General features: G+C 61.5%; 25 protein-coding genes. 16 read left to right on the forward strand and 9 right to left on the reverse strand.

Features of this window, described 5'->3' with window-relative positions; translation table 11 throughout:
• Positions 1-9 precede the first annotated feature (9 nt).
• Entirely contained in the window at positions 10-324 is a 315-nt protein-coding gene (locus tag EB230_RS12970) for a co-chaperone GroES (protein WP_056572016.1), read from the reverse strand.
• A gap of 336 nt (positions 325-660) precedes the next feature.
• On the opposite strand from EB230_RS12970, the gene EB230_RS12975 reads away from it, so the two are divergent.
• The 7 genes from EB230_RS12975 (at position 661) to EB230_RS13005 (ending at position 4,214) form a co-directional block, all read left to right on the forward strand.
• Entirely contained in the window at positions 661-1,008 is a 348-nt protein-coding gene (locus tag EB230_RS12975; protein ID WP_172372565.1) for a hypothetical protein, read from the forward strand.
• Between the two features lie 34 nt (positions 1,009-1,042).
• Positions 1,043-1,312 carry a protein usg gene (locus EB230_RS12980; protein WP_172372567.1) on the forward strand — a complete coding sequence of 90 codons (270 nt, stop codon included), beginning with the start codon at positions 1,043-1,045 and terminating at the stop codon, positions 1,310-1,312.
• A 278-nt stretch (positions 1,313-1,590) separates the two neighbouring features.
• A complete protein-coding gene (locus EB230_RS12985) occupies positions 1,591-1,905 on the forward strand; it encodes a DUF982 domain-containing protein (RefSeq protein ID WP_172372569.1) in 315 nt (104 codons plus the stop codon).
• Positions 1,906-2,044: 139 nt separating this feature from the next.
• Positions 2,045-2,266: a hypothetical protein gene (locus EB230_RS12990; protein ID WP_056570703.1), complete on the forward strand. Its 222-nt coding sequence runs from the start codon at positions 2,045-2,047 to the stop codon at positions 2,264-2,266.
• Positions 2,267-2,704: 438 nt separating this feature from the next.
• A complete protein-coding gene (locus EB230_RS12995; protein WP_056570707.1) occupies positions 2,705-3,172 on the forward strand; it encodes an Hsp20 family protein in 468 nt (155 codons plus the stop codon).
• Between the two features lie 89 nt (positions 3,173-3,261).
• Positions 3,262-3,771, forward strand: coding sequence for an Hsp20/alpha crystallin family protein (locus tag EB230_RS13000; protein ID WP_056570709.1), 510 nt, complete (start codon positions 3,262-3,264; stop codon positions 3,769-3,771).
• A 143-nt stretch (positions 3,772-3,914) separates the two neighbouring features.
• On the forward strand, positions 3,915-4,214 hold the full coding sequence (locus EB230_RS13005; protein WP_172372571.1) for a DUF982 domain-containing protein: 300 nt from the start codon (positions 3,915-3,917) through the stop codon (positions 4,212-4,214).
• 56 nt (positions 4,215-4,270) lie between these two features.
• Here the strand turns inward: EB230_RS13005 and EB230_RS13010 are convergent, their stop codons facing one another.
• Genes EB230_RS13010 through EB230_RS13030 form a run of 5 tightly spaced genes read right to left on the reverse strand, consistent with a single transcriptional unit; the run spans position 4,271 to position 10,987 of the window.
• A complete protein-coding gene (locus tag EB230_RS13010; protein WP_056570713.1) occupies positions 4,271-5,236 on the reverse strand; it encodes a hypothetical protein in 966 nt (321 codons plus the stop codon).
• The gene (locus EB230_RS13015; RefSeq protein ID WP_056570715.1) at positions 5,227-6,771 is read right to left on the reverse strand and encodes an FAD-dependent oxidoreductase; all 1,545 of its coding nucleotides are present in this window, start codon (positions 6,769-6,771) and stop codon (positions 5,227-5,229) included. Before EB230_RS13015 ends, EB230_RS13010 begins: the two co-directional genes overlap by 10 nt.
• Complete coding sequence (locus EB230_RS13020; RefSeq protein WP_056572020.1) at positions 6,768-8,828, reverse strand: NADH:flavin oxidoreductase; 2,061 nt, start codon at positions 8,826-8,828, stop codon at positions 6,768-6,770. Before EB230_RS13020 ends, EB230_RS13015 begins: the two co-directional genes overlap by 4 nt.
• Before the next feature lie 56 nt (positions 8,829-8,884).
• Positions 8,885-10,285 (reverse strand): aminotransferase, encoded by a 1,401-nt coding sequence (locus EB230_RS13025; RefSeq protein ID WP_056570716.1) that lies wholly within the window; start codon positions 10,283-10,285, stop codon positions 8,885-8,887.
• A 54-nt stretch (positions 10,286-10,339) separates the two neighbouring features.
• Entirely contained in the window at positions 10,340-10,987 is a 648-nt protein-coding gene (locus tag EB230_RS13030; RefSeq protein WP_162258916.1) for a TetR family transcriptional regulator C-terminal domain-containing protein, read from the reverse strand.
• 191 nt (positions 10,988-11,178) lie between these two features.
• On the opposite strand from EB230_RS13030, the gene EB230_RS13035 reads away from it, so the two are divergent.
• The 5 genes from EB230_RS13035 to EB230_RS13055 all read left to right on the forward strand — a co-directional run bounded on the left by EB230_RS13035 (position 11,179) and on the right by EB230_RS13055 (position 16,811).
• Positions 11,179-12,759 (forward strand): ABC transporter substrate-binding protein, encoded by a 1,581-nt coding sequence (locus EB230_RS13035; protein ID WP_056570721.1) that lies wholly within the window; start codon positions 11,179-11,181, stop codon positions 12,757-12,759.
• Positions 12,760-12,843: 84 nt separating this feature from the next.
• Entirely contained in the window at positions 12,844-13,818 is a 975-nt protein-coding gene (locus EB230_RS13040; protein WP_246738981.1) for an ABC transporter permease, read from the forward strand.
• The gene (locus tag EB230_RS13045; protein ID WP_081294837.1) at positions 13,815-14,714 is read left to right on the forward strand and encodes an ABC transporter permease; all 900 of its coding nucleotides are present in this window, start codon (positions 13,815-13,817) and stop codon (positions 14,712-14,714) included. The genes EB230_RS13040 and EB230_RS13045 overlap by 4 nt, the downstream gene beginning before the upstream one ends.
• Complete coding sequence (locus tag EB230_RS13050; RefSeq protein ID WP_056570724.1) at positions 14,704-16,359, forward strand: ABC transporter ATP-binding protein; 1,656 nt, start codon at positions 14,704-14,706, stop codon at positions 16,357-16,359. Before EB230_RS13045 ends, EB230_RS13050 begins: the two co-directional genes overlap by 11 nt.
• Positions 16,360-16,415: 56 nt before the next feature.
• Positions 16,416-16,811, forward strand: a complete 396-nt coding sequence (locus tag EB230_RS13055) for a RidA family protein (RefSeq protein ID WP_056570726.1) — start codon at positions 16,416-16,418, stop codon at positions 16,809-16,811.
• Between the two features lie 175 nt (positions 16,812-16,986).
• On the opposite strand, the gene EB230_RS13060 is transcribed toward EB230_RS13055, so the two are convergent.
• The 3 genes from EB230_RS13060 to EB230_RS13070 all read right to left on the reverse strand — a co-directional run bounded on the left by EB230_RS13060 (position 16,987) and on the right by EB230_RS13070 (position 20,069).
• Entirely contained in the window at positions 16,987-17,940 is a 954-nt protein-coding gene (locus EB230_RS13060; protein WP_081294838.1) for an ATP-binding cassette domain-containing protein, read from the reverse strand.
• Positions 17,937-18,863 carry an ABC transporter ATP-binding protein gene (locus EB230_RS13065; RefSeq protein ID WP_244494054.1) on the reverse strand — a complete coding sequence of 309 codons (927 nt, stop codon included), beginning with the start codon at positions 18,861-18,863 and terminating at the stop codon, positions 17,937-17,939. Before EB230_RS13065 ends, EB230_RS13060 begins: the two co-directional genes overlap by 4 nt.
• A 240-nt stretch (positions 18,864-19,103) precedes the next feature.
• Positions 19,104-20,069: a LysR substrate-binding domain-containing protein gene (locus tag EB230_RS13070; protein WP_244494055.1), complete on the reverse strand. Its 966-nt coding sequence runs from the start codon at positions 20,067-20,069 to the stop codon at positions 19,104-19,106.
• A 207-nt stretch (positions 20,070-20,276) separates the two neighbouring features.
• Between EB230_RS13070 and EB230_RS13075 the strand changes: the two genes are divergently transcribed.
• From EB230_RS13075 to EB230_RS13090, 4 genes are all read left to right on the forward strand, one after another.
• On the forward strand, positions 20,277-22,115 hold the full coding sequence (locus EB230_RS13075; protein ID WP_244494056.1) for an ABC transporter substrate-binding protein: 1,839 nt from the start codon (positions 20,277-20,279) through the stop codon (positions 22,113-22,115).
• A 101-nt stretch (positions 22,116-22,216) separates the two neighbouring features.
• Entirely contained in the window at positions 22,217-23,224 is a 1,008-nt protein-coding gene (locus EB230_RS13080) for an ABC transporter permease (RefSeq protein WP_245303348.1), read from the forward strand.
• Complete coding sequence (locus tag EB230_RS13085) at positions 23,221-24,093, forward strand: ABC transporter permease (protein WP_056570727.1); 873 nt, start codon at positions 23,221-23,223, stop codon at positions 24,091-24,093. The genes EB230_RS13080 and EB230_RS13085 overlap by 4 nt, the downstream gene beginning before the upstream one ends.
• 19 nt (positions 24,094-24,112) lie before the next feature.
• Entirely contained in the window at positions 24,113-25,783 is a 1,671-nt protein-coding gene (locus EB230_RS13090; RefSeq protein WP_172372575.1) for a serine hydrolase domain-containing protein, read from the forward strand.
• Positions 25,784-25,864: the final 81 nt, after the last annotated feature.

The raw sequence follows: 25,864 nt of genomic DNA on the forward strand, positions 1-25,864 counted from the left end.
GGGAAGCCGTCACGCGGCCTTCCTCACTTGGGCGCTTTGCTCGATCACGCCCATCACGTCGCTTTCCTTCATGATGAGCAGATCCTCGCCATTGAGCTTGATCTCCGTGCCGGACCATTTGCCGAACAGGATGCGGTCGCCGATGGCGACGCCGAGAGGCGTGAGCTTGCCGCTGTCGTCGCGGGCGCCTGGGCCGACGGCAATCACCTCGCCCTCCTGCGGCTTCTCCTTGGCGGTGTCGGGGATGATGATGCCGCCGGCCGTCTTCTCATCGGCTTCGATGCGGCGGACCAGGATACGGTCATGCAATGGACGGAACGTCATATCGTTCTCCTTCGGGACAAACAGATTTTTGAGGTTCCTCCACACCGGACCGGCAATATCGGCCGGTGCGGGGCGCCGCGACCCTTTCTCAGGCATCGCGCGCATATCGAGCTAGTTTTGGTATTTTCGAGTTTCAAGAGGTCGCTGGAAAAATTTTGGCACTCTGCATTCACGAGTGCTAGGGACATGAATTCATGCAGCTATTTTCGCCAAGGCGCGCGATTTTCAGGTCTTGAAATTCGCCCCGAACTCCACGAAATTTTTTGGCGGCTGGAGTCCCGAAGGGGGTACGGCCCACAACGATGCCAAGGAGATGTTAGGAAGCGGAGACTGTCGATGGAACAAACCTTGTCGAAAAATATCCCCTCGATCGCCCCTGAAACTTCTGATCCTTCGCTTGACCGCCTGCTGTTTCCGGCGCGCCACTTCAGTCATCCCGATGAGGTGGTGGGCGACCGCACGCTCGACACTCAGGAAAAGCGCGCCATTCTTGCCTCATGGGCGTCGGATGCCTGCGCAGTCGACTCCGTGCCTGCGCTGCGAAAACCACCGGGTGCTTCGAGACCGGTGACGTTCGACGCCGTCATGGATGCACTTCGCCGACTGGACGACATTCGCGCTGAAGTTGCCAGTGACTTCAAGGAATGGCGGGATCAAGGACGCCCGCAAAGCCTTGATGGCTGAACGCAGCTAAGAAGCAGCTAAGAAGGAGAGAAACATGGTCAGCAGGGAATTCCGGCTGCAGATGGAGGGCTACGGTCTCACAACCGCGGAGATCCACTACCATCTCCCCGATCATCCAAGCCTGTTGCAGCTCTATGTTTGGCAGGAATACGATCTCGCACCGGAATTCCCGACCCTCAAAGGGTTTCTGGATTACTGGGAGCGGGAACTGGAAGGCGCGCTCCATTCCGTGCGCGTCGCCCATCACCGCCTGATCCGGCCTTCCGAATGGCAGGCCCTGGACGGCATTTTGACCTTTCAATAGTACTGAAACCGATGCGACTTGGCTAAGCGGGACGGCCCTTTAGTCGCCATGGCACCCGATTGAAGAAGGTTCTTGCTGGCCGGTTGCCAACACCCCTTGAACCGAAGAGAGGCTTCTCCAATCTTTTTCTGTGTCGAGCGCGGCTTGGTGGATGTCGAGTCGGAATCCGTCCCGTTTGCCATGGCATTCACTCAAGCTCGTCGATTTGCCGGAACTGACATCCTCGCCACACAGGGGTGAGGCAGGATCAGGTGCCACACGGGTTCAAGGAGGTCACCATGGAAGATGGAATGTTCAAGCAGGCGATCTTCGTACGAGATGATGGCTTCGCTCTCCGAAGGATCGATTGTGTCATGGATGCGATAGAGTTTCTTGAGGAATGGCCGATCGAAAGGCGCGGGCTGCTTCACGCAGCGGCGAGTGACGCTTGCTACTCCGCATATGATGGTCGAAAGTCGGTCGATGCGGCGCACAAGACATTTACGACCTGGGCACGCAGGGTCGGTGTCATCGAGGATGTTCCCGTGGCGCCGCCGTGGATGACAGGACCCAAGATCAGCGGTCCGGACCATTCTGCAGAAATTGACGGTTGATTTCGCTTGCGGCGGCAATCGTACCGCCGCCGCATCGATCGACGCGTCACAGGGGGCCTGATGTCAAAATGGCGCCAAAATCGTTGGCGATCAAAGGCAATGCGCCCCTTTTCGGGGCTGACATTGTATGGAGGTTAGCATGATCCGCAAAATCGCAATCGCCAGTGCACTTGTCGCCATTTTCAGCATCCCTGCATTTGCGGCCACGGAGTACTGGGTGGCCAAGGATGCCACGACCAAGAAGTGTGAGGTGGTGACCAAAAAACCGGACGGTACGAAACTGACCGATGCTGGCAACAAGACCTATGCGAGCAAGGCCAATGCCGAAAAGGCATTGAAGGAACTGGCCGCTTGCAAATGAACTGACAGGCTCGTGCAGGCCGCCCTGGTTACTCCTGGGCGGCCACACTATCGGCCAGTCGTCGTCCTCGCAGTCTTGCAGGAATGAGGGCATCCCGGATCAATTGTCCGCGCCTGAATGCGCCTGGGCGTGATCTGTCAGGTCGTCTTCGTCGGGCTCGATCAGGTCGATTAGCGCTGCTATCCGTGTTCCCGGCAATGGCCATCCCTGGCTCATCAGCGCCTCATCAGCAACGGCCCAAGCCCAAGCCTCTCTCAATGGAGCGCTTGCCACCAGCCATTCGAAGGCGGTCGCGAAAATGCCTTGGCGCACTTGACGCAGCCGAAATCGATTCCCAACTCATCACTGTCGGTCGCCGCGAAAGGGGCCGATGTGTCAGGGAGCGCCACGCTTCTTGGCGTTCCCTCGTATCTATGTTGCTCCAAGGAGGATGTAGTTATGAGAACGAACCTGGACTTTTCCCCCTTCTATCGGTCGAGCATCGGCTTTGACCGCGTCTTCAACCTGCTCGAAAACGCCAGCCCGTCACAGAACGCGGACAACTGGCCGCCTTACGATATCGCCAAGCTCGGCGAAGACACCTATCGCATAGTCCTCGCGGTCGCCGGTTTCGGTGAAGACCAGCTTACGATCACGCATCAGCCAAATATGCTGGTTATCGAGGGCGTCAAGACAGAGAACGACGAGGTTCAATACCTCCATCATGGCCTGGCGTTGAGGCCGTTCGCGCGCCGCTTCGAGCTGGCCGATCATGTGACCATTGTCGGGGCAAAGCTCGAAAACGGTCTGCTGATTGTCGACCTCAAGAAAGAAATTCCCGAGGAAATGAAGCCGCGCCGCATCGCGATCAACGTCGAGACCGACAAGAAGGCGGCGACCAAGCGCATTGAAAGCGCGGCGGCCTGATCTTCGGCGGTCGGCCCGCGGCAGACACCCCGTCCTGTCGTGGGTGGGGTTCTGGGCGCGGCCCAAAAACACGAAAAGGAGAAGGAAAAATGAGCGTACGTGACTTGATTCCCTGGAGCCGTGGCGGCAGCCAGGCACCGAGCATCTATCGCGGTGACGACATGGATCCGTTCCTGTCGTTGCATCGCAATGTCAACCGTCTGTTCGACGAGGTGTTCCGCGGTTTTGACACGCCTTCGTTGCTGGGCCGCGTGGCCCCTCTCAACGGCACCTGGCCAAGCGTGGAGTTCTCGGAAACCGACCAGGAAATCCGGGTGACGGCCGAAATCCCCGGCCTCGATGAAAACGACGTCGAGGTCATGCTGGATGACGGTGTTCTGACGCTTCGCGGCGAGAAGAAGGCGGAGAGCGAGGACAAGGACCGCCAGTTCAGCGAACGCCACTACGGGCGTTTTGAGCGGCGCTTCAGTCTCGGCCGTGAGGTTGAAGAGGACAAGGTGGCGGCGACGTTCAAGAACGGTGTGCTCACCGTGACACTGCCGAAGACCAAAAAGGCGCAGGCAAACGCCAGGCGCATTGCAATCAACGGCAACAAATGACGGTCGCGAAGGAGGCCGGGGCTCGATGGGCCCCGGTCCTCGCGGATGGCGAGGAACGTCAAATGACGTCCGGCAGTCACAGACGAAAGAGCCGCATCATGGGATGCTGGAATCAACCCTTTGCAATTCACAGGAGGTAACAAATGACCAGTCTGGCTTTCCTTGCTCCCGTGCAGGTTAAGACCAGTAATGTGGTACACGACATCAACACGGTGCGGGAGGCGCTCGTATTCCTGAATCAATGGCCGAAGGCCCGTCGGGGACCGATATCCAGCTGCGCGGTGAGAGGCTGCAACGCCGCGATCGCCGGGCAGATGCCAACCGAACAGGCGCGACAGGCATTTGTCAGCTTTGCCGAGACAGCTGGGGTGCTGGCCAAATCCGATTTTCCGCCATTGGCCGGGGCTGATCAAAAGCTCTCCGTTTCTGGACGCAGTCCCTGACTTTCAGTTCAGGACTCTCCACGAGGCTCGATCAGCGCCGCCCTCGATCCACACGGTTAGCGGTTAGACTGGCTTGTGCGTTGCTGAATTTTCCGCATCAATTCCTGAGCGACAAACAGGTCAAGGTGGCCACCGCCGCAGTTCTTGTAGAGCGTTATGTCTTCCGGCAGAATACGGCGCGGGTCGGAGCCACCACACAATTCAAAAAGGTCGGCTTCGATATCGTCCCATAGCATGACACCGCTCTCCACCGGCTGCAGGAAGTCGCCGCACGAGCTGCATTGAGAACGGCTGTCGGTGAACAGCCTCGCACGCTCGATCGTCCGATCATCTGCTTCCCGCATCTGGGGGTTCCAGCCGCCAATCAGGCTGACATGGCAACCGGGGCGAAGCAGATGCCCGTGGATCAACGGGGACTGCGCCATCGTCGCGCTTGAAACGATGTCGGCCTCGCAAAGAGCGTCGTCAAGCCGCTCCGCCACTTCCACGGGAAGTCCTTCCCGGGCCATTGCATCGGCGATCTCTATCGCCCGCGCTGGCGTCCTGTTCCAGATGCGGACGATGCTGATGGATGGGCGGACAGCGAGCATCGCACTGATGACGTGAGGCGCTAGGGCACCAGCGCCGATCATCAGTAAATTGCGAGCATCCGCCCTCGCCAGAAGATCCGCGCCAAGGGCGGAATCGGCGGCCGTCTTCCTCAACGTCAGGGCGGTGCCGTCCGCCACCATTACCGGTGTTCCGGTTTGTGCATCGAAGGCTGCGTAAATTCCCTGATTGGCCGGCAACGGTTCGATGCGCGACGGGTTCTCGGGAAAGACCGTGACCAGTTTTGCCCCCAGGAGCCTGTCTCGCTGCCAGGCCGGCAACACGATCAGATTGCGCGCATTGTCGCCTCCGGGCTCGCTGAGCACGACCTCTTGAACCTCTGGCATCGGAGCCTGGTGCGCGAGGCGCAACGCGTCGACCAGGCCGCGGTAATCGAGCAGTTCATGCACGGTCGGGCCGTCGATCAGATGCATGGCTTCGCCATCCCGAATTCCCGCGCAACGAGATTGTTGTATCGCTCGACTTCCTGCGCGACCTCGGCGGGCGACCAGCCCATGATATCGGCGATCGCCTCGGCCGCCTGCCGAGCGATATCCAGGCCGAGCCGCTCTGACCATCCAAGGCCAAGACGACGAAACAGCAGGTCGTCGAGATGGAAAACCAGTTCCTCGCGGGCAGCGAGCCGCAACTGCTCGATGTCAATTGCTGCGTGGCTCGATGTGGAATGACCGGTTGAGGAAGGCTTGGCGATCCGGGCAGCGTAGGAAACGGGACGGCTGGGATACTCAGGCCGGATTCGTTTCGACACCGCTTCGGCGATGCTGGCGCCGGCATTCCTGTGTGTCATCAGCAAGCCGCCAGTATAAGTATAGTAGGCGGATCCGCCGGGCCTTGACAGATCGTGGAGCAGAACCGCCTCGCAACCATCCGGATGGCCCGGACGCGCCGTCCTCGGCCGTACCCCGGCCCAGCTATAGAGCACATCTTCGCGCGCGATGGGGATGGAAGGAAAGATCGACCTGAAATCCTGCAGCAGGGCAAGTATGGTCGACTCGTCCGCGCGAAAGCCATCGGGCGTGGGGTCGCACGGCTCGTCGCGCGGTCCGAAATAATGCAGATCGCCCCATGGGATGACATAGAACGGATTGCCGTCTGGCAGGACCGTCTCAAGCGCCAGACCGCGGAATTCGTCCGGCAGCCGCGTGACGATGTTTGTTCCCTTCAGTCCCTGATTGACGTGAGGGACCGAAAGGCCGCACCGGGAAGCCGTTTCATCCACCCAGGCGCCGGTCGCGTTGACGATGCAGTCGGCGGCTATCGTCGACAAGACATTGCCATCCTCGGCCCGGCCGCGCCTGTCGGCAACAGCAAGATGCCATCTGCCATCCGTGGCCTGCCTGATGCCGGTCACTTCGGCATAGTTGCGCACCTGCGCGCCGCAATCGCGGGCATTCATGACTGTATCGACGCAAATGCGCTCGGGCCAGTCGAACTGGTATTCGGTGAACTTGACCGCGCCGACCAGATCCTGCCTGCCACGCAGGTGGCGAAGCGCAGGCTCGGACGCCGCCTCCTCGGAACCGAGCACCTCGAAATCGAGCGGCACGCCGCCGGGATCGAGCAGCTCCAACAGTCGGAAACCCAGCCGGGCCTTCCACGCTGGGATGCCGTCGTTGCGATAGAGCGGCGTGTAGAAGCGGACGGGGCGCACCCGTTCCGGCGTCGCCCGGACGAAACGCGATCGGTCGCGCATGGCGCGCCTTGCCAGTTCCAGATGTTCGATGGCCATGCGGGGCTTGAGCAGGAAGTTCCAGATCGACCGGCCGGGAGAGAAATAGGTCAAGCCGCAATGCTGCAGGCGGCTGGAGCGGCTCGACGTGCCGGAGGCAAAGTCGCCGCGTTCGAGCAGCACGGTGCTAAAACCAGCGGCGGCCAGATGGTTGGCGGCGCTGGCGCCGGTGATGCCGCCGCCGATGACGGCGACCTGAAATGAGGCCCTCTGGTTCATAGGGCGAGAGAAAGGCGGAAGGCCTCGTATATGGAGGCGTGGATGTTCCTGCTGGCAACGGCATCGCCAATGCGGTGCAGCTCAAATCCTCCGCTGGCACGGGCTTCCTGTGGCACAGCCGTCGGGTCAAGGAGCGCCGCCAGCGACGTCACCCCCTTGTTGCGGGAAAGATCGCGCAGCGAATTGAAGACCTCGTCGAGAGGCATGGTGCCACGCTCGACAATGATGCGGGGAGCCGAAATTTCGAGTTCCTGTCCGGTCAGTTCATGCCTGAACACGGCGTTCAGCTGGTTGGAGCCGTTGCGTTCGACCCTGACCAGATGGTGGTCAACGGTCACCTTTATGCCGCGCTGGCGGAATTGCTTGCGGTAGACAGCGCGAGAGGAATATTCGATCTCCTGCCCGAGGCTGTCGTCTATGGTGACGAGATGGACGGATGCTCCCTGCTCGGCCAGGTGCAGCGCGGTCGATATGCCTTCATGCCTGCCTGTCCCGTCATAGAGCAGCACGTCGCCGCCTTGCTGCGTGCTGGCGCTCAGGACATCCCAGATGGTCTCGCAATGTTGCGCGCCCGGCAGCCAGTCGAGGTCCGGCAAGCCGCCGGTGGCAACGATGACGCTGTCCGGCTCCTCGGCCAGCACATCGGCGTCACCGGCGTAGACGTCGCAGCGAACGTCCACGCCGAGACGCTCCAGTTCGGACACCCGCCAGTCGATGATGCCGATCAGATCCTTGCGCCAGGTCGCGCGGCAGGCGAGGAGAACCTGCCCGCCGGGCCTGCTCGATGCCTCGAAGAGCACCACGCGATGGCCGCGCTCGGCGCACACACGTGCGGCCTCGAGGCCGGCGGGACCGCCGCCGATGACCACCACCTTGCGGATGTGGCTGGCTGGCTCGATAATCTGCGGCAGGATCGTCTCGCGACCAGAAGCCGGATTGTGGATGCAATTCACCTTCTTGTGCATGCAGTAGGACGCGCCGACGCACGGGCGAATGCGTTCCTCCTCGCCGCGCATCAGCTTGTTGACGATCTGCGGATCGGCCATGTGGGCGCGTGTCATGGCGACCATGTCGAGAAGCCCGTCGCGTATGGCGTGGCGCGCCGTGGCGAGATCTGTAATGCGGGCGGCATGGAAGACCGGAAGCTTGGTATGCTGCCGGAACATCCCGACCCGTGAGAGGAAGGGTGACAGAGGCTGCGACATGCCCGGCATGTTCTGCTCGGCCAGCGCGATGACGGTATCCATCCTGCCGAATATGCAGTTGAATACGTCGATAAGCCCTTCGCGCTCGAAAATCCGCGCGATTTCAAGGCAGTCCTCGAAATTCAAGCCATCCTCGCTCGCCTCGTCGATGACGAAGCGCATGCTGACGACGGTTTCGTCCCGGACTCGCTTGCGGATTTCTTCGTGCACCATCAGGCCGAAGCGAACGCGGTTCTCCACCGAGCCGCCAAAGCGATCGGTGCGGAAATTGGTACGTGGAGAAAAGAACTGGCCGATCAGGTGGCCACCGGTCAGTGTCTCGACACCGTCCAGACCGCCTTCGACGCAGCGCGCGGCCGCATCGCCATAGGCCTTGACCACGCGCGCTATGTCATGTTCGTCCATCTCTCGGGAAAACGCGCGATGCTGTGTCTCCCTCGATCGGGAAGGGGCGATCGCTGGCAGCCAATTGCTGGTCGTGGCGTCGGCGCGGCGACCCAGATGCGATATCTGGCACATCAGGGCCGCCCCCTGTGCATGGATGCGCCGCGAGAACTGCTGCAGGTGCGGGATGATCTCGTCGGTGGCGATGTTGATCTGGCCGCCGCCCCAGTTCGAATCCACATCCACCATCGAGGAACCGCCGAACATCGTCAGGGCCAGCCCACCCCTGGCCTTTTCCTCGTGATAGCGCTGGTAGCGCTCCAGCGGGAATCCGCCTTCCTCCATGAAAGAGGCGTGACTGGTGCTCATGACACGATTGCGCAGCACCAGCTTTTTGATGGTCAGCGGCTGCAGCAGGGGATCCTTGCTGCGTGCCGTCGAGGCGGACGACGAATCTGGTTGGGGCATTGCCGGGTCCATGGCTTGCACTTGCGCTGGAGCGGAAGAGTGGAAAAAGGCGTGGTTCAGAACCTGCCTTCCGCGCGGATCTCGGCCTGCACTTTTTCGATGCTCTCGCGCAGGATCGAGATCATGGTGTCGATCTCTTCCTTCTTGATGATCAGCGCCGGCGAAAGCACGCACATGCTGCCTATAGGCCGAACGATCAGACCGTTCTCGTAGCATAGGCGGTCGATGCGTGCCGCCACGGCCTTGTCGAAGTCGGTCGCCGCCTGCGAATGCGGATCGGTGGCGCATTCCACGCAACCCAGCAGACCGATGCCGCGTACGTCGCCGACAAGAGGAATCTCGCCGAGCTTGCGCAACTGCTCCTGGAAATAGGGCGCGACTTCGCGGACATGCGCGAGCAGCCCGCCTTGCTCGATCACCTCGATGTTGGCAAGCGCCGCCGCGCAACTCACTGGATGGCCGCTATAGGTGTAACCGTTGGTGTAAGCGCTCCCCTTCGCGTTCTCGCCGGATATACGTCCCAGGACCGCGTCCGAGATGACGAAGCCGCCAAGCGGCACGTAGCCGGAGGTTACCCCCTTGGCGAAGGTAATGATGTCAGGGACGATATCGAAGGCGGGTTCGGACGCGAACCATTCGCCGCAGCGGCCGAAGCCGGTGACGACCTCGTCGGAGATGTAGAGGATGTCGTGCTTGCGGCAGATCTCGAGGAAGCGGCGATGATATCCCTTGGGCGGCACGATGACGCCGCCCGAGGCCAGAACCGGCTCCGCCAGGAAGGCGCCGATATTCTGCGGCCCCAGGCTCTCGATCCGCTCTTCGAACTCGGCCACGAGGAATTCGAGGAAAGCGGCTTCGTCGCCGCCCTGCGGATGACGATAGCGGTTTGGCGCCGAGATGAAGGTGACGTTATCCATCTCCAGGTCGAAATTGGGACGGTTGCCAGCCCGCCCCGAACAGGCCGCGGTAAGATGCGTGCTTCCGTGGTAGCCGTCGATGCGGCAGATGATCGTCTTCTTGCTGGGACGCCCCAGCACGTTGTTGAAGAACTGCATGAAGCGAAGCGCCGAATCCACCGCCGATGAGCCGCCGGTGGTAAAGAACACATGGTTGAGATCGCCCGGGGCGAATTCGGCGATACGCCTTGCCAGCCCCGCCGATGGGCCGTTCAGCGAATACCAGGGCGAGTTGTAGCAGATGCGCAGCGCCTGCGCGGCGATCGCATCGGCGATGGGCTTGCAGTTGTAGCCGACCTGCGTGCACCACATCCCGGCGGGGCCGTCGATCATCCTGCGGCCGCGACTGTCGGTGATGTAGATGCCATCTGCCGACGTGAACAGGGTGCGGCCGCCGGAGGTGCCGAGCTTGGCCAGCTCCTCGGCCGGGCTGATGAGATGGCGGTGGGCCGCATCTTCGAGTTCCGCGACGTTCCACTGGGATCCGGTCTCTGAATACATGTGTTGTCTCTTGTCTTGGCTTGTTGTCTTGGTGTCCGCGGGCATGCCGTCGTGTCAGCGGGGCGAAACGGATGGTGCCGGGCTGAAATCGTCTGGGAAGAATGCCGACAGGAAGGTCAGGCAGATCTGCCTGTAGCGTTTGCGGTCTTGCGGGCCATTCTGGCCGGTGACGTGCCCGAATATCCAGCAGCCGTCAGTGATGGCATAGAGACCCTGGGATACCGCATCGACATCGATGTCGAGCGACCGAAGCGTGGCAAGCTCGCGGACCAGATCGGTTATCGACTGCAGGGACCGGCGTTTCAGTTCGCTGCAACGCCTCTTGTAGGCCGTGACGCGCGGGGCTTCGTCCCAGAAGGCCATCCAGACCGCGAGGTCGGCTGCCCTGGCTATCCTCGGATCGAAATCGACCTCAAGTAGAATGCGCAGTCGCTCGGCGGGAGAGCTTGGGGCGGCCGCCATCGCCTCGGACCAGACCGCCTCATAATTGCTGGCCACGAGGTTGAGGGCCGCAAGCAGCAGGCGCTCCTTCGTCTTGAAGTGAAAGGCGATGACGCCATAGCTGCATCCGGCTTCGCTGGCGATGTCGTTCACCGTGATCCCGGACAGGCCGCGCCTGGCTATCACCGCGCACGCCGCCTCCAGCAGCTGCTTGCGGCGCTGGGCGCTATGGTTCGATATCTCGGTTTTTTTTAGGCTCATCAGCAATGCTATGAACTTTATGTGATTGTCGTCAATGGCATTTTCGGGACAATTTTTTGATTGATCGATCATATTTTTATTGACCAATCAGATTTCGGAATCGATATTGCCGGCCTAATGAAGGAGGCGCGGCCTGTTCTCGATCGAGCAGGCGCGGCGTTGAAAGAACCAAAAAACAAAGGGGAAAGAACATGCAGGACAAGCAGGATCCGAGCCTCGCCGGAATCATGGCGACCCGTCGCCAGTTCATGGGCGCCGTTGGCATGCTGGCCTTGAGCGCGTCGCTCGTGGGTCAGACTTCCATGGCTCGCGCCGAGCCGAAGCAGGGCGGCTCGGTGAAGTTCGCCATCAACGACGGAACGCAGACCGATTCCTACGATCCGGCGACGTGGCAGAACTCCTATACGCAAGTGATTTTCGGCGGCACGCTTTGCAATGCGTTGACGGAACTGGATGTGGAGGGCGCCGCCGTACCTGACCTCGCGGAGAGCTTTGCCCCTTCGGACAATCTCAAGGTCTGGACCTACACGCTCAGGCCTGGCCTGAAATTCCACGACGGCACGCCGGTCACCCCCAATGATGTCATCCAGTCCTACCGCCATCACATGGGGCCGTCTTCGTCGTCGGCGGTGAAGGCGCTTGTCGATTCAATCGTGGACATCAAGGCCGATGGCGACCGGAAGGTCGTGTTCACGTTGAGCGGCGGAAACGCGGACTTTCCCTACCTAACGGCCGACGTCCATCTGGTGATCTTGCCCGCAAAGCCCGAAGGCGGAGTCGCGTGGGAGAAGGGCGTCGCGACCGGCCCGTACATGATCGACGACAACCAGCCGGGCATTTCGGTCCGCATGAAGCGTAATCCTGCCTATCACAAGCCCGGTCAGCCTTACTTTGACGCGATCGAATTCGTCAACATCATCGACGTGGCGGCTCGCACCAATGCCTTGCTGACCGGCGAGATCGACTACATGGTCGATGTCGACATAAAGACGCTCAAGATGCTCGAGCAGAATACGGATATCGAGATCACAAAGGTGAGCGGCCTTCGGCACTTCAGCTTCAGCATGAACACCAAGACCGCGCCATTCGACAATCCGGACGTGCGTCAGGCGTTGAAGCACGCCATTGATCGCAACGACGTCATCAACAAGGCCTTCCTTGGCAATGCCAAGGTCGCGAACGACAATCCGGCCGCTCCTCAGATCGTGTTCGCGGTCAATCCGGAGCCGATCCATGAATACGATGTCGCCAAGGCCAAGGAATATCTGGCGAAGGCGGGGCTGACCACATTGTCGGTGGACCTTTCCGTCGCCGAAACCGCTTTCCCGAACGCGATCGATGCCGCGCTGCTGTTCAAGGAGCATGCCGCCAAGGCCGGGATCGATATCAATGTCATCCGCGAGCCTGACGATGGCTATTGGGATAATGTCTGGCAGCACAAGCCCTTCGTGGGTGTCGACTGGCTGGGCAAGCCGACGCTGGATTCCCTGTTCACGACAACCTACGCGACCGGCGCGCCCTGGAACGATACAGCCTGGAGCAACGGACGCTTCGACGAACTCCTCGTTCAGGCGAGGGCGGAGTCGGACAAGACCAAGCGCCAGGCGATGTATAGCGAGATGCAACAGATCCTGCACGACGACGGTGGGGCTCTTGTCATCGCATATGCGCTTTTCATGGACGCGCTGTCCAAGAAGATCACCCACGGCAAGATCGGCAATATGCTCCAATGCGACAATTTCCGGATGGCGGAGCGTTGGTGGCTGGCGTGACCGGGAGGCCGACGCTTCTCACCTGACCGGATGGCTGGCGCCTGGTCGCCAGCCGCTTTTCGAAAGATTCGATTGTTGCAACGGCTGAACCTACCACCTTTGGCAAGAACGGCGTTTATCAGGATCGGATCGGGGTTCTTCACTCTGTTTCTCGTCTCCCTGATTATTTTCGCGGCGATCGCGGTTCTGCCCGGTGACTTTGCCAAGGTCGCCTTGGGCCGCTCGGCGACGCCGGAGACGGTGGCCAATTTCCAGAAATCGCTCGGCTTGGATCGCCCACTGCCGGAACGCTATGTGAGCTGGATCGGAAAGGCCCTCACCGGAGATCTGGGGATGTCGTTCTCCTCGGGCGCCGGAACGCCGCGCACGGTCGTCAGCATTGTCGGACCGCGTCTGAAGAATACGCTTTTCCTGGCGGCCATAACCGCCATCGCCTGTGTCCCGATCGCCTTGGCGCTCGGCATGATCGCCGCGATCCGCCGCAACAGCTGGCTGGATCGCCTGCTCAACACGATCACGCTGATCGGAATATCGTTTCCCGAGTTTTTCGTCGCCTATGTGCTCATGCTTCTCTTCGCGGTGAAGCTGCCGATCTTCTATTCGCTGGCGCGCATAACGCCGAACATGATGGCATACGAGATTGCGCTACGTCTGGCCTTGCCAATCGCCACTCTCAGTCTGGGAATTATCGCCCACATGATGCGGATGACCCGGGCCGCGATCATAAACCTTCTTTCCGCACCGTATGTGGAAATGGCGAAGTTGAAGGGCGTCGCTACCCGTGACATCGTTCTTCGTCATGCGCTGCCCAATGCATGGGCGCCCATCGCGGCCGTCGTGGCGTTCAACCTGGCATATCTGATTGTCGGCGTGGTCGTGGTGGAAGTCGTGTTCGTTTATCCGGGCATCGGCCAGGCGATGGTGGACGCCGTGCGCTCGCGCGATATTCCGGTCGTGCAGGCCTGTGCCCTGATCTTCGCCACGGCCTATGTCCTTTTGAATCTGCTGGCCGACATAGTCGCGATCGCCACGAACCCCAGACTGGCCCATCCACGATGACCTTCCAAGCCAACCGGCAGAGCGGTGCCGACTCGTCGCCGATCCGGTATCGCCGGTCCCGCCTATCGTTCCGCAACGGCTTCCGGACGGCGCCTCTTTCGGCCCGAATCGGACTGGTCGTGATTGCGATCTATATCGCAATGGCGGTGTTCGCGCCCCTGCTGGCGCCTTTCGGCGAGGCCGACGTGGTTTCCAGTGAACCTTTCGCTCCATGGAGCATCATCCATCTGCTCGGTACCGACCAGATGGGCCGGGATGTGCTGAGCCGGCTGATCTACGGAGCGCGAAATTCCGTCGGCATCGCCTTCATCACGACGTCGCTCGCTTTTGTCGTGGGGGCTGGGCTTGGCATTTTCTCAGCCGTCTCGTCGCCGTGGTGCGACAGCATCCTGTCGGTCGTTGCCGATACGCTGATGGCGATCCCGCAACTGATCTTCGCGCTCATATTGCTGGCTTTGTTCGGATCGTCCATCACCAGCATCGTGTTGATCATAGCCATGCTCAACGCCACTCAGATTTTCCGCTTGTCCCGCTTGCTCGCCCGCAACGTCGTGGTGATGGAATATATCGAGGCGGCCTATCTGCGCGCGGAAAGCACGTGGTGGATCGTCACCAAGGAAATCCTTCCCAATGTGCTTCCCACGCTCCTGGCAGAATTCGGATTGCGCTTCTGCTTCGTGTTTCTGACCATCTCGGCTCTTTCCTTCCTTGGTCTTGGCATCCAGCCGCCTTCCGCGGATTGGGGAACGATGGTGCGCGAAAGCGCGACGTTCATAAGCTACGGCAACGTCACCCCTCTGCTCCCGGCCGCGTCGATCGCGATCCTGACCGTGAGCATCAATTTCGTCATAGACTGGTTCCTGGATGTCACGAGCGGACTGCGCAATGATAGTTGAACCGTCATTGCCGCAAGGGTCTTCCGATACGATCCTGGACATCCGGGACCTTTGGGTTGAGGCCGACACCGACGGCGTCTGGCAACCGATCGTCAAAGGCATCAGCCTCTCCCTGCGGCGTGGGGAGGTTCTCGGCATCATCGGGGAGTCGGGGGCGGGCAAATCCACGCTCGGGCTGGCCGCGCTCGGCTTCACCCGCTCCGGATGTCGCATAGCCTCGGGAGAGGTTCTCTTCGGCGGACGTGACATGCTGGCTTTGGGCGAGGATGATCGGCGCAAGCTGCGCGGCACGCGGATCTCCTATGTCGCGCAAAGCGCCTCGGCTTCCTTCAATCCCGCGCACACATTGATGGATCAAGCCGTTGAAAGCGCAATGCGCGACGGCGTGACCTCACGCAAGGAGGCGGAGGCTCGGGCTTGCTCACTCTTTGCCGAGATGCAACTGCCTGATCCGAGTACGATTGGTGATCGCTTCCCGCATCAGCTGTCCGGCGGACAATTGCAGCGCGCGATGACCGCAATGGCAATGATGTGCAAGCCCGATCTGATCGTGTTCGACGAGCCGACGACAGCGCTCGACGTGACCACGCAGGTCGAGGTGCTGGCTTCCATTCGCCGAATTGTCAGCGATCACAACACGGCCGCGCTTTACATTACCCACGACCTGGCCGTTGTCGCGCAAATGGCGCAGCGCATCATGGTCCTGCGCTATGGTGAACTGGTCGAGGAGCAGCAAACCGGACTGATGCTGGAAAGGCCCCAGCAGGAATACACTCGTTCCTTGTGGGCCGTGCGCTCTCTGGAAAAGGAAGCGGTCTCACCAACATCCGCCATCCTCCGGGTCGAGCATATCGTGGCCCGCTACGGGCAGGCCAAGGTCCTCGACGACGTCAGCCTGGTTTTGCCCAAAGGCCGTACGCTGGCCATCGTTGGCGAATCCGGATCGGGAAAGTCGACTCTTGCCCGCGTCATAGCAGGGCTGCTGCCGGCTGCGGGCGGGTCGGTCGAGCTGAACGGCCAGAAGCTCGCTCTCTCCTTCCGCAATCGCGACGTCGACCAGCTGCGGCGCATCCAGATGATCTACCAATCGGCCGACAATGCCCTCAATCCGCGCCAAACCGTCATGGACATCGTCGGCCGCCTGGTCACACTGCATACCGGCCAGAAGGGGCAGCAATGCGCGCGCCGGGTGACCCAGTTGCTGGAAACGGTCGAGTTGCCGCAAAGATGCCTCACCAGTTTCCCTTCGGAGCTGTCGGGCGGGCAGAAGCAGCGCGTCTCCATCGCCCGGGCGATCGCGGCCGATCCGGATGTGTTCATCTGCGACGAGATCACATCAGCGCTCGACCAGCTCGTCCAGGAGCAGATCCTCAAACTGTTGCTTCGGCTGCAGAAGGAGCTCGGCAAGTCCTATATCTTCATCACGCACGACATCGCCACGGTGAACGCGATAGCCGATGAGGTTGTGGTGATGCAGCGGGGGAAGATCGTGCAACAGGGACCCAGGAGAGGCGTCATGGGGGCGCCGGATCATCCCTACACGAAAGCGCTGTTGTCCGCCGTCCCGCAGATGGATCCGCGCTGGCTGGACAATATCCTGGCCGCTGATCGCAGTGGTCGGGCTCGGGACCGCATTACCAACTGATTTCGATGCAATGCTGCGACGCATCCTACTTATCGCCAGCGTGACGCGGGCGCACGATGACGAAAATTGAAAGACACGAGAAGAACGAGCGGCTCAGCCTGATCGTCGTTCACAATGGGACGATCCATCTTTCGGGCCTCACCGACGATGACCGGCAAGCCGATACAGCCGGCCAAACGCGGCAGATACTGAAGAAGGCCGACGCCCTTCTGGGCAGGGTTGGTTCCAATCGATCGCAACTGCTGTTCGCGCAGATATGGCTGAAGGACGCCGGCGACTTCGACGCGATGAACAAGGCCTGGGTCGACTGGCTCGACGGCGCCGAACCGCCGGCGCGGGCCTCCGTCGGAGCAAGCTTCGCGCTGCCCGATATCCGCGTTGAGATACAGTTTACCGCGGCGAGCCGACAAGGACGCTCTTCGGTCAAGTCAGGGATCAGCTCCGCTTTTTAGAGCTATCGCCGCGCGCTCCACCTTGCCGCACAGTTTCACCCACCAGGAGATCGTCGACCTGGATCTCTATCATCACCCGATCCGCGCGGGATTCAATCGCCACCGGTGGCGCCGAATGGGACAACGAGATGCGCAAGCACATTTCCCCGGTGCATTCGACCGGATGATGGCCCGATCAGGCCGGTGATGTCTCGCGCACGAAATGGGTAGGCGAAACGGCATTCATCGGCAGGTGGACCGGAACAAAATCAACGCCGCGTACCGCGCTGGGGATCTCATCCGACATCGGTTCGCGTCCAACCGTTCGTCGCGCCGGATCCGCCACGGGAACCGCCGAAAGCAGCTTGCGCGTATAAGGGTGTTGGGGATTGCCGAAGACCGATCGGCGGTCGCCGATCTCCACGATCTCGCCCAGGTACATGACGGCAACGCGATGCGCGATGCGCTCGACCACGGCCATGTCATGGCTGATGAACAGAATGGCGATGCCCATGTCGCGCTGCAGGTCCATCAACAGGTTGATGACCTGGGCCTGGATCGTGACGTCGAGCGAGGCGACCGCTTCATCCGCGATGAGGAGGCGGGGATCGAGCGCCAGAGCCCTGGCGATGCAGATGCGCTGCCGCTGACCGCCCGAGAAGGCGTGAGGGTAGCGTTCGAGATATTCCGGCGGCAGATGCACTTTTGCCAGCAGGTCCGCCGCCCGTTTCCGCAGCGCACTGCCGCGCGCGACGCGGTGGACGCGCATCGGGTCGGTCAGGGCCTGCCCGACCGTCATCCGCGGATTGAGCGAGGAGAAGGGATCCTGGAAAACCATCTGCACCTCGCGCCGGAAGCCCGCGAGGGTTGCCCGTCCTGCGCCGATCATCTCCTTGCCGTCATAGCGAATGGCGCCGGACAAGGGCTTGTCCAATTGCATGATGCTGCGCGCCACGGTCGACTTGCCGCAGCCCGATTCCCCCACCAACGCCAGGGTCTCACCCGGGAAAATATCGAAGGAAACGCCTTCCACCGCATGAACCCGGCCGGCGACGCCGCCGAAGATACCGCCTCTCAGGTCGAAACGCGTAACAAGCTCGCGGACTTCGACCAGGGGCTTTCTGTCCGTTGCGAGCGGTGCGACGCTCATGCCGAGACCTCCGGCCGCGAGACTTCGGCATTGTATATGACGAGCGGGAATTTCTCGGGCCCGTCCTTGTCGGCCATGCTGCCCAGCCTTGGCACCGCCGAGATCAGCGCGCGTGTGTAGCGGTGTCGGGGATCCACGAGAATCTGGTGCACCGAGCCTGACTCCACGATCTCGCCCTTCAGCATGACACAGACGCGATCGGCGATCTCCGCGACCACGCCCATGTCATGGGTGATGAAAAGAACGGACATGCCGATATCGCGCTGCAGTGCCCGGACAAGATCCAGAATCTGCGCCTGGATGGTGACGTCGAGCGCGGTGGTCGGCTCATCGAGGATCATCAAGGAGGGGCGGCAGGCCAAGGCAATGGCGATCATGACGCGCTGGCGCATGCCGCCGGACAGTTGATGCGGGTATTGGTCGAGCCTGAGGGCGGCGTCGGGCACGCGCACGAGCTTGAGCACATTCAGGGCGATGTCGCGCGCCTCGCGCGGCGACTTGCCCTGGTGTCTGGTGACCACCTCCGCAATCTGGTCGCCGACGGTGAACACCGGATTGAGGCTCGACATCGGGTCCTGGAACACGATCGAGAACTCAAAGCCGCGCAGCCCCTCCATGCGCTTTTCGGAAAGCTTTGCCAGGTCGGCCACGCCGCCGTCCTTGAGCCTCATCAGGATGCGGCCGCCCGTGATCCTGGCGCCGTCATATTCCGTCAGGCGCATTACGGTCATGGCCGTGACCGATTTGCCAGAACCCGACTCGCCCACCAATGCCACTGTCTCGCCGCGCTTGATCTGGAACGATACGCCCTGAACAGCCCGCACCGCTCTTGTCGCCGTCGACCCGAAGCAGACTTCAAGGTTCTCGACCGACAGGATCACGTCGTCGGGAAGGCTCGCGGTGGCGGCGGACTTGACGGTCAAAAGGCACTCCAGGCGCAATGGTCGCGACAACAGGCATCGAACGCAGTGAGCATGTGAGCTGTCAATAGGCCCCATCGCCAGATCGCCCGCAGGCCGTGCCGTGGAATGCCCCGGAATGCCTCGCCAGGCGGCATCCGCCCCACGATTGTCGGGCTTCCCGGTCGCTCCACCGAAGTTATGCAATCTCTGCATCGCCCTGTCGGATTTCGCATGAAGCGCGCGAATGGGCCTTCGGTCCGCTCAGCGCATGGTCAGTGTCGGATCAACCAGGTTGCGTCCGTGCGCCTGCTCCGCGGTTCGCGAGAGATATTTCCACAGCGCTTCGCCGTCCCGGCTGCGCGCGCCCACGCGGCGGAAAATCCTGATTTCGATCTCCAGGGACAACTGTTGTCCGCCAATCTGGATGAGCTCACCTTGGGCTATCGATTTCTGAACACAGATCTGCGGCAGCCAGGCCACGCCTTGCCCGGCGATCGCCATCTGCTTCAGGCCTTCGGCAAGCGAGGACTGGTAGACGATGCTGAGATTGAGAGGACGCCGCCAGCGCGACTGGATGAGCGAGATCAGCTTGCCGAGATAGCCGTCGCTCCAGGAATAGGCGAGGTAGGGAATCCTGGTGCCCTCCGGCACATCGACATCGAAGAGCGGCGCTCCCGTCTGGTCGACTCCAGACACCAGAACGAGGCGATCCCTGCCGATTTGCAGCGATTCGAACGGTCCGCCCTCAAGGACCGGCGGTCCGTCGGGGTGATCGTAAGTGATGGCGAAATCGCATTTGCCGGACGACAGGTGCTCGACGCATTCCAGGAAGTCGCCAGTGTGCATGCTGCTGCGGACCGGCGCATTCGGCAGTTCGGGCTGGCTGATCCACCTGGGAAAGAAATAGATGGCCAGCGTATGAAGCGCGGCGAAAGTGAGAAGCCGTGAGCTGGCGCCGGCGGCATTGCGGCAGTCGGTCCGCAGGCGGTACATGTCGCGAAGCATTTCCTGGCAGCGCGGAACGAAAATGTTGCCCGCGCTGGTGAGGTGCACCGGATATGTACTGCGGTCGATAAGTTCGGCGCCGACCCAAGCCTCCAGGGCCTTGATGCGACGGCTGAAGGCCGGCTGCGAGATATTCCGGGACGCCGCGGCGGTCGAGAAATTCCGCGTCGCGGCGATCTCGAGGAAGTCTTCAAACCAAGCCAGCTCCACGGTCGACCTCATGCATTATTCGCATAACTGATCCTATCTACGCATTGGACAGTGGCGCAAGCCTCCTCCTAGCTTTCGCACGCAACGATAAAAAGACCTCGAGTCAATTGTGGGAACATACTCATGAAAATGAAACATGCCTTGGCATTAGCGTTCTGCATGGGCATAGGCGCTTTTGCGTCGCCCGCCGTGGCAGAAACCAAGAATCCCGGAACGTTTGTGTTTCTTTGGACCGACGATGTTCAGTCCTTTGATCCGGCCTACATTGCAAACACGCCGAGCTCCTACGGCGTGCTCAACGTCTACAGCCGCCTGTTGAATTACAACGGCTCCCAGATTTCCGAATTCGTGCCCTCATTGTCCTCGGAAGTGCCGAGCCTCGAAAACGGCCTGATCAAGCAGAACGCGGACGGTTCGGTCAGCTACACTTTCCCGATCCGGAAGGGCGTCCACGCCCACAAGGTCGGCATCAAGGGCGACGACGGCAAGATCACCTGGCAATACTATGACGGGCTGAGCGACGAGCAGAAGGCCAAGATCGAGCCCGGCTATGGCGAGATCACGGCCGAGGACGTGCGTTACTCGCTGCTGCGCGCCATCCTGATGGGCCAGTCTTGGATGTCCAACGCCATCACCGAGGTGGTGACGGCGAGCAAGTACACCGACGTCGCCAAATGGGTCGAAGCCGAAGGCAAGGTGTCGGACATCAAGGATGCCAGCCCCGAAGCGCTACGCAAGGTATATGACGAACTCGCGTCGCAGATCACCGTCGAGGGCGACAATGTCACGCTGAAGCTGCCGAAGTCCTTCCCCGCCACGCTTGGCGTCCTGGCGCTGCCGTTCGGTGCCTCGATCGTCGACAAGGAATGGGTCGCCTCCGTCGGGGGATGGGATGGCGACGGGAATACCTGGAAGAAGTACTACCGCCCAGAACTCGGTGACGATCCGCTGTTCGCCCAGGAAAACGGGACCGGGCCGTTCATGCTCGACGAATGGGATCGCACCGATCGCCGCATCACGCTGAAGCGTTTCGACAATTACTTCATGGGCAAGGCCTCGCTCGAGCGGGTGGTCATGCGCACGGTTCCGGAATGGACCACGCGTCGCCTGCAGTTGCTTTCCGGCGATGCCGACTTCGTGACGACGCCAGTCGAGTTCCTGGACGAGCTCAGCAAGACGGACGGTGTCAAGGTCGTCGACGGCCTGCCCAAGGTGTTCAGCCGCGGCCTCTATTTCGCATGGCCGCTGGATGATGCCGACAACCCCGCCATCGGCAGCGGCAAGCTGGACGGCAACGGCATCCCGCCGGACTTCTTCTCCGACATCGATGTTCGTCAGGGCTTCAACTACGCCCAAAATTACGATGCGCTGATAAAGCAGGCGCTGCTCGGCAAGACCGTGCAGGCGCGCGGTCCGACCGTTCGCGGCATCATGGGCTACCGCGCGGACTCGCCAATCTACAGCTACGATCCGAAAAAGGCCGCGGAGCACTTCAAGAAGGCCTTCGGCGGCAAGCTGTGGGACACCGGCTTCACCTTCACCGCCTATGTGCAGGAAGGAACGCCGCAAGGCACGGCCGCGCTTTCCGCGCTCCAGCAGGGACTGCAGCGGATCAACCCGAAGTTCAAGATGAAGATCCAGTCGCTGCCCTGGGCCTCCATTTCGGACAAGCTCAACAATCGTGAAAAGCCCGCCTCGCCGCTCACCTACATGGGCTGGGGACCGGACTATTCCGACCCGGGTGGTCCGCTGGGTGCCGCGACCTACTATCTGTCCCCGACCGGTCTTGTCGGCGGCATGCTCGGCCAGGGCTATCGTGACCTGATGAAGGAGAAGTTCAAGCCGCTTCTCGACCAGGCCTGGGCCTCGAGCGATCCCGCCGTGCGTGAGCCGATCTATGCCAAGCTGCAGGAAATGTCCTACGACTATGCCACCACGCAGTTCCTCTGGGAGGACTTCGGGTACATCGTCACCCGCAGCAACATCGACGGCTACGTGCACAACATGATCCTCTACGGCGCCTGGGATTTCTATCCCGTCACCAAGAAGGCCGACTAAAGAGCTTCGGGTTTCGCCGGGCGCCATCGTCGCCCGGCGAAACGGCTATTCCTCATGGTGCGGATGCTGATGTGCTGAACTACGCTTTGCGGCGGATCCTGATGTTGCCCGTCGTCCTCTTCGCCCTGTCGCTGATGCTTTTCGCGCTGCAGATGTCGCTGTCGCCGACACAGCGCCTGGCGGCGTACGCGCCGTCCCCGGACTTCCTCAAGGGCGGCCAGGACAGCATTCGCAGGATGATCGAGCAGTATGGGCTGAACGATCCCTTCTACATTCAATACGGGCGCTGGATCGGCAACATCCTGACCGGCAATCTGGGCTGGTCCGAGACCGCGCGCCAGCCTGTTGCCCACGCGCTGGCTTCCCTGCTGCCGGCGACGCTGGAACTGGTCCTGCTGGCGTTCATTCCCGGCTTTCTGCTCGCCATCTACCTGGGCTCGCGGGCCGGCATCCATCTCAACCGTTGGCCGGACCATGTGATCCGCATCTTCACCATCCTGGGCTGGTCATTCCCGGTCTATGTCTTCGGACTGCTGATGCTGCTGATCTTCTACTCCGCGCTCGACTGGTTCCCGCCCGGGCGTCTCAGCCAGTGGGCCCAGGCTGCCGTCACCGCGCCCGGCTTCACCCGCTACACCGGCGCGAACACGATCGACGCGCTGCTCAACGGCAATCTGCCAATTTTCTGGGATTCGCTCAGGCATCTCGCTGCCCCCGTCATCACGCTGACCTACGTCAATCTTGCCAACATGACGCGTGTCATGCGCACGTCGATGCTGGAAACGCTGCGCCAGGACTATGTCCGCACGGCACGCGCAAAGGGCATGCCCCGGCGCGTGGTGGAGCTGCACCATGCCAGGCGCAACGCGCTGCTCCCGGTCACGACGATCGCCGGAATGGAACTCGCCGCCATGATGGGTGGCGTCGTCATCACCGAAACCATCTTCGACTATGCGGGCCTCGGCCAGTTCGCGGCCAAGACGGCCGCCAACCTGGATTTTCCGGCCGTGCTGGGCTTCGGGCTCTACTTCGCGGTCGTCCTCGTGGTGCTGAACCTGGCCGTCGACATGATCTATCCGCTGCTCGATCCGAGGGTAAAGACGCGATGAGAGCGCTTGGCTATCTGAAGCGTAATCCGATCTCGCTGGTCGGGGTGCTGCTGTTGCTGGCATTCGTGCTGATCGCGATTTTCGCGCCGGTGCTCGCACCGCCGCAGGAATTCCAGATGTCGGTATACGACACGCCGAGAGCGGGCTTCCTGGCAACGCCGCAACCGCCGTCGCCCGAGGCGATCTTCGGAACGACCGAAGGCCAGTACGACATCTACTACGCCGTGATCTGGGGCACACGCACGGCATTCAAGATCGGCCTCGGCGTCGTCGCCATCTCGGTGCTGATCGGCACGATCATCGGGTCGCTCGCGGCCTTTTACGGCGGCATCGTGGACGAAGTGCTGATGCGTATCGTCGACGTCTTCATGGCGGTTCCCTTCCTCATCGCCGCCATGGTGCTGACCGCCCTGCTCGGCAAGGGGCTCGGGCCGATAACCGTCGCGCTGACGACTTTCGGATGGATGGGTTATGCGCGCGTGGTGCGCAGTGAGATCCTGCGGATCCGCGAGATGGATTTCGTGAATGCGGCGAGAAGCTACGGCGCCGGCGACTTCAGGCTGATCGTGTTCCACATCCTGCCCAACGCGTTCTTCCCTGTGCTGGTTCTGGCTACCATGGCCACGGGTTCGATGGTGCTGACCGCGTCCGCCCTGAGCTTCCTCGGAGTGGGCACGGAGGAAGGCTATGCCGATTGGGGGCAGTTCATCGCCTATGCGCGCAACTGGATCGTCGGCCAGCCCGGCAATCCGTTCCAGTACTGGTACACGCTCGCCTTCCCCGGAGCCGCGATCTTCCTGTTCGTGCTGGCGTGGAACCTCGTCGGCGACGCCCTGCGCGACATTCTCGATCCCCGCCATACAAACTGAAATCAGGGAGTATCCGCCCGTGTCTTCGCTTTCCCCCCACGCCATCGAGCTTCTTGAAGACCTTATCCGCCACGAGGTGGAGGACAAGGCCATCCCGTCGATCTCCTATGCCCTGGTCGACCGGGACGGTCTCATGACGCACGGCCACATACAGCGGCACGATCGCCACTTCGACATGAAGGATGACACCTGTTTCCGCATCGGCTCGATCACGAAGACCTTCACATCGGTTGCCATCATGCAACTCGTGGAGAAGGGACTGGTCGACCTCGATGTCGATGTCTCGGAGTATCTGCCCGGTTTTCACCCGGTCAATCCGTTCGCCGGACGTGAAAGCGGACCTCACGGCTCGCATGTCAGCCTGGGCAAGCTCATGAGCCACACCGCCGGGATCGTGCGCGAACCCAAGAGCGGACACTATCTGGATTCACACAAGCCGCCGCTGGCCGACACTGTCGCCGAACTCGCCACATCCACGTTGAAGCAGGATCCCAGCGCCGGCATCATGCATTATTCCAATGCCGGCATTGCCGTGGTCGGCATGGTGATCGAGCGGGTGACGCGAAAGAGCTACTCCGACTACATCACCGAGAACATCCTGAAGCCGCTGGGCATGAACGACACGTCGTCGGGCATGGCTCCCGGCATCCGTGAAAGGCTGGCGCCGGCCGACATGTGGACGCTGGACGGGGACAGCCCCGCGCCGGTGTTCAATCTGGGCGGATCGCCCGCCGGCAACATCTTCTCCACCACTTCCGACATGGCCAACTATACGCGGTGCCTGCTGCGGGGCGGCTTCGCGCCCAACGGCGATTCCATCGTCAGCCCGGCATCGCTGCGCAAGATGTGGACCCCGATCGGCAAACGCCCCGAAGGTCACAACAAGGACCTCAACGGGTATGGGCTGTGCTTCGGCGTCGGCGACATGGACGGGTGGACCTCCGTCGGCCATGGCGGCGCGGTCTATGGCTATGCGTCGCAGATGATGCTGCTGCCGAGGGCCGGCTTCGGCGTCCTGATCTTCGCCACGCTTGATTTCGCCAACCAGATTGCCTCACGGCTCGCGGGCGATGGCCTGCGCATCGCCCTTGCCGACAGCGGCATGGGACGCATGCCGCTTCGCGGCCAGACCCCGCCGCCCATCACCGAAGACCAGTTCGCAAGCCTGCCCGGGCTCTATCGTCATGAGGTGGGCGGCGAGGTCGTCGAGGTGAAGAACAAGGATGGCAAGCTCTATCTGATGGGGGAGGGCGTGCCGCTGCAGATCCGCCCGGTCTCGGGCAACGACTTCGTCATCGACGGACGCATCTACGGTCGCGGCGCCGACTACGCGCATATGAACCTCTCCTTCTCCAAGGCCAACCAGCTGACCTGGAAAGGGGCGAACTGGTCGCGTGTCGACAGTCTGCCTGTCGAGAAGGTGCCGCCGGAGATCGCGCCGCACCTGGGCGAGTACGGGCCGGATTTCAACATCACCTATCTGACCTACAGCCACGGCCAGCTGAAATGCCTGATCGAGTATTTCTGCACCCATACCTGCGAGCCGGTGGATGCCGGCCGGTTCCGCATGCACGGTCTGCTCTACGAGGAGGAGATTCTCGAGCTGGACGCCGTCGACGACAATGGACGCCGCGGCATTCGCGTCGGCCCCATGTTCCTGGAGCGACGGCGGGCCGAAATGGCAGCCTGAAGACGCCCGGTCCGGGCAGCCATCGCCGCGCGGGCCACCTCCACCGCACGAGCCCGGACGCCATTGAAGGCGCGTGCGCGG

The organism is Mesorhizobium sp. NZP2234, assembly GCF_013170765.1.
In the GTDB taxonomy this organism is placed as follows: Bacteria; Pseudomonadota; Alphaproteobacteria; order Rhizobiales; family Rhizobiaceae; genus Mesorhizobium; species Mesorhizobium loti_D.

What these genes read in the sequence shown, in the direction of transcription:
- EB230_RS13015 (WP_056570715.1), bottom strand. Translation starts at nt 6,771, where the DNA reads ATGAACCAGAGGGCCTCATTTCAGGTCGCCGTCATCGGCGGCGGCATC.
- EB230_RS13030 (WP_162258916.1), bottom strand. Translation starts at nt 10,987, where the DNA reads ATGAGCCTAAAAAAAACCGAGATATCGAACCATAGCGCCCAGCGCCGC.
- EB230_RS12970 (WP_056572016.1), bottom strand. Translation starts at nt 324, where the DNA reads ATGACGTTCCGTCCATTGCATGACCGTATCCTGGTCCGCCGCATCGAA.
- EB230_RS13035 (WP_056570721.1), top strand. Translation starts at nt 11,179, where the DNA reads ATGCAGGACAAGCAGGATCCGAGCCTCGCCGGAATCATGGCGACCCGT.
- EB230_RS12990 (WP_056570703.1), top strand. Translation starts at nt 2,045, where the DNA reads ATGATCCGCAAAATCGCAATCGCCAGTGCACTTGTCGCCATTTTCAGC.
- EB230_RS13080 (WP_245303348.1), top strand. Translation starts at nt 22,217, where the DNA reads ATGTTGCCCGTCGTCCTCTTCGCCCTGTCGCTGATGCTTTTCGCGCTG.
- EB230_RS12975 (WP_172372565.1), top strand. Translation starts at nt 661, where the DNA reads ATGGAACAAACCTTGTCGAAAAATATCCCCTCGATCGCCCCTGAAACT.
- EB230_RS12980 (WP_172372567.1), top strand. Translation starts at nt 1,043, where the DNA reads ATGGTCAGCAGGGAATTCCGGCTGCAGATGGAGGGCTACGGTCTCACA.
- EB230_RS13085 (WP_056570727.1), top strand. Translation starts at nt 23,221, where the DNA reads ATGAGAGCGCTTGGCTATCTGAAGCGTAATCCGATCTCGCTGGTCGGG.
- EB230_RS13005 (WP_172372571.1), top strand. Translation starts at nt 3,915, where the DNA reads ATGACCAGTCTGGCTTTCCTTGCTCCCGTGCAGGTTAAGACCAGTAAT.
- EB230_RS12985 (WP_172372569.1), top strand. Translation starts at nt 1,591, where the DNA reads ATGGAAGATGGAATGTTCAAGCAGGCGATCTTCGTACGAGATGATGGC.
- EB230_RS13055 (WP_056570726.1), top strand. Translation starts at nt 16,416, where the DNA reads ATGACGAAAATTGAAAGACACGAGAAGAACGAGCGGCTCAGCCTGATC.
- EB230_RS13045 (WP_081294837.1), top strand. Translation starts at nt 13,815, where the DNA reads ATGACCTTCCAAGCCAACCGGCAGAGCGGTGCCGACTCGTCGCCGATC.
- EB230_RS13050 (WP_056570724.1), top strand. Translation starts at nt 14,704, where the DNA reads ATGATAGTTGAACCGTCATTGCCGCAAGGGTCTTCCGATACGATCCTG.
- EB230_RS13020 (WP_056572020.1), bottom strand. Translation starts at nt 8,828, where the DNA reads ATGCCCCAACCAGATTCGTCGTCCGCCTCGACGGCACGCAGCAAGGAT.
- EB230_RS13000 (WP_056570709.1), top strand. Translation starts at nt 3,262, where the DNA reads ATGAGCGTACGTGACTTGATTCCCTGGAGCCGTGGCGGCAGCCAGGCA.
- EB230_RS13025 (WP_056570716.1), bottom strand. Translation starts at nt 10,285, where the DNA reads ATGTATTCAGAGACCGGATCCCAGTGGAACGTCGCGGAACTCGAAGAT.
- EB230_RS13010 (WP_056570713.1), bottom strand. Translation starts at nt 5,236, where the DNA reads ATGCATCTGATCGACGGCCCGACCGTGCATGAACTGCTCGATTACCGC.
- EB230_RS12995 (WP_056570707.1), top strand. Translation starts at nt 2,705, where the DNA reads ATGAGAACGAACCTGGACTTTTCCCCCTTCTATCGGTCGAGCATCGGC.
- EB230_RS13060 (WP_081294838.1), bottom strand. Translation starts at nt 17,940, where the DNA reads ATGAGCGTCGCACCGCTCGCAACGGACAGAAAGCCCCTGGTCGAAGTC.
- EB230_RS13070 (WP_244494055.1), bottom strand. Translation starts at nt 20,069, where the DNA reads ATGAGGTCGACCGTGGAGCTGGCTTGGTTTGAAGACTTCCTCGAGATC.